Source organism: Seonamhaeicola sediminis, assembly GCF_004358095.2.
Taxonomy (GTDB): domain Bacteria; phylum Bacteroidota; class Bacteroidia; order Flavobacteriales; family Flavobacteriaceae; genus Seonamhaeicola; species Seonamhaeicola sediminis.
In genome coordinates, this window is the sequence record NZ_SMZJ02000033.1 from 1 (window position 1) to 1,991 (window position 1,991).

Consider the following 1,991-nt stretch of genomic DNA (forward strand, 5'->3'; position numbering starts at 1 on the left):
GAGCAAGTTATTTAAAGGCTGTTGAAATATTGATAATCCTATCGGAATTATCAACATTCCAACACCACAGAATCATCATTATGAGATAATTAAAAATAAAATATTAACTTTGGAGAACTAGGCTAGTGCTTTTCATAGGAGCCGGTGTTGTGTACAGTTATTTTCTCCAATATGTTTTTCCGTCGATTAATTTTATTTCCGATATTTTGTCAGAGTAATAAATTCCGCTGTCCAATTCAGTCACTTTGATTTTTAACTCGACTTTTTTGTTGTCGGTAATAAGTTTATTTCGGTCAAACTTTTTTAGTTTTTCGTATTCCAGTTCAGATAGATAAATTTTCTTAATTTCAGAATCCTTTTTTAAATTTATCCAAGGCGATTTAAGTAAATCATTTGCTTTTAAAATGTCAAAAACTCGGATAATTTCTAAATCATCTTTTCCCGCAATTTTGCTCCAACGAATACTGTCAAAAGATTTTTCAAATTTCTCAATTGTTTCATCATCTGCTCCATAAAAACTTCCAATATCTATTAATTTGAAATACAAATCTCCATTAATTTCTTTCTCATTTTTTGAACAAGACAGAATTAAAAGTCCGATTATTAATGTCAGCGTGATGTTTTTCATAATTGTACACAACTGCAGGGTTAAACGTAGTTCTGCTTAGAGAATGAAAAGATAATAAATTCTTGAGCAATAATTAGAGAAAAGGACTTCCATATACTCTCTAATTATTGATTGTCAATTAGCTTCGCGAAAGCGAAGCGTAAATTGTAGAATTTATTGGCTTGGGAATTCGAGAAGNCCGACGATGTCGCACGTTTTGGCTCGAAGCCCGCAGAAGGCGATATTTTTAGGATAGGTTTTAGTAGTAATTTGGTTTAACCCTGCAGATGATAGCACATGCTTTAAGATGCATTGTCTGCGAAGCAGCGCAGATTAAAGTTCGCCTTTGGCGAATGTGCTATCATCGGTTGGGCTATGAGTAGTTGCGTGGTTTAGTACTAAACTTTGCAAGTACACACCAAACTGAAAATCCGCGAGGATTTTCAGAAGTAGGCGAGAACAAGCAATTACTTATAGCCATTGTTGTAGCCAGTTTTTATTTTATCGTTCTTTTATTTCCACTTTCTAGAATCCATTGTTCAGTCATGCCATATGCTTCAAACAAAACTTTAGTTAAACTTGAAGTCTTACATTTTTTACTCCACAATTTACGGTTTCTTATACTTTGATTATTAGAAACGTTAACCTTTAATCGACTCCACTTTAAATTTTCAATCCAAATTTGATAACTATTTCCAGCATCATCTACTACACTTAATGAGCGGACTTTTTCCTCTTTGTAGTTTGTTTGAAGATAAAGACCTAATTTCTTAGCCCAATTTTCTATTATTTTATCAATTTTGATATGTCTTTTTTTCTTTGAAGAAGAGCCAATTAAAAATAAATCTAATACTGCAACTAGTAAATCTGCTATTCCTTCTAACATTTAGTTTCTGTTATTTTCTATTCCGAAATTTGCCCAATTCAGAGTATTAAAATTATTATTTCGATAATTAGTCAAATTCGATTTATTAAATATTAACTCCACTTCATTTTCCGTTCGGTCAAAATTCACAATCCAAGGCGAACAAATTCTATCAGTCAATTCAATTGATTCCGAAATTGAATTAATTTGGTCAGCCATTTTTCCTGTAATTTCAATTCGGTATGAGTTTTCTAGTTTCCCATATTTTGAGATTTCAAATCCGTTTTCGGAATTCAGAGTTTCGCATATCAATTCCGCAAACTTTTTTCCTTTTTCAAGAGAATTTTGGTTTTCAGTAATTAAAGTTAGTCGATATTTCTTCATTTTGTATTATACTGAAATAGGTTGACCTTTTTCGGGTTCATTTTTCGTTTGTTAAAAGGTCAATAGTTCTAAATTTTCTTTATTTCTTTTGTAGGAATGATATGCTACATTTTGGTTAAGATGAACAAAAGCTGG

The 1,991-nt window shown here is 31.6% G+C and carries 3 protein-coding genes; all 3 read right to left on the reverse strand.

Translation table 11 applies throughout. From position 1 onward, the window contains the following. Positions 1 to 157: 157 nt before the first annotated feature. Positions 158 to 628 carry a hypothetical protein gene (locus E1J38_RS14975; RefSeq protein WP_133357637.1) on the reverse strand — a complete coding sequence of 157 codons (471 nt, stop codon included), beginning with the start codon at positions 626 to 628 and terminating at the stop codon, positions 158 to 160. A gap of 475 nt (positions 629 to 1,103) precedes the next feature. Continuing rightward, the gene (locus E1J38_RS15135) at positions 1,104 to 1,493 is read right to left on the reverse strand and encodes a hypothetical protein (RefSeq protein ID WP_186525881.1); all 390 of its coding nucleotides are present in this window, start codon (positions 1,491 to 1,493) and stop codon (positions 1,104 to 1,106) included. After that, positions 1,494 to 1,856 (reverse strand): hypothetical protein, encoded by a 363-nt coding sequence (locus E1J38_RS14985; RefSeq protein ID WP_133357639.1) that lies wholly within the window; start codon positions 1,854 to 1,856, stop codon positions 1,494 to 1,496. Positions 1,857 to 1,991 lie beyond the last annotated feature (135 nt).

Coding starts and splice junctions, on each gene's coding strand:
- E1J38_RS14975 (WP_133357637.1), bottom strand. CDS start 628: ATGAAAAACATCACGCTGACATTAATAATCGGACTTTTAATTCTGTCT.
- E1J38_RS15135 (WP_186525881.1), bottom strand. CDS start 1,493: ATGTTAGAAGGAATAGCAGATTTACTAGTTGCAGTATTAGATTTATTT.
- E1J38_RS14985 (WP_133357639.1), bottom strand. CDS start 1,856: ATGAAGAAATATCGACTAACTTTAATTACTGAAAACCAAAATTCTCTT.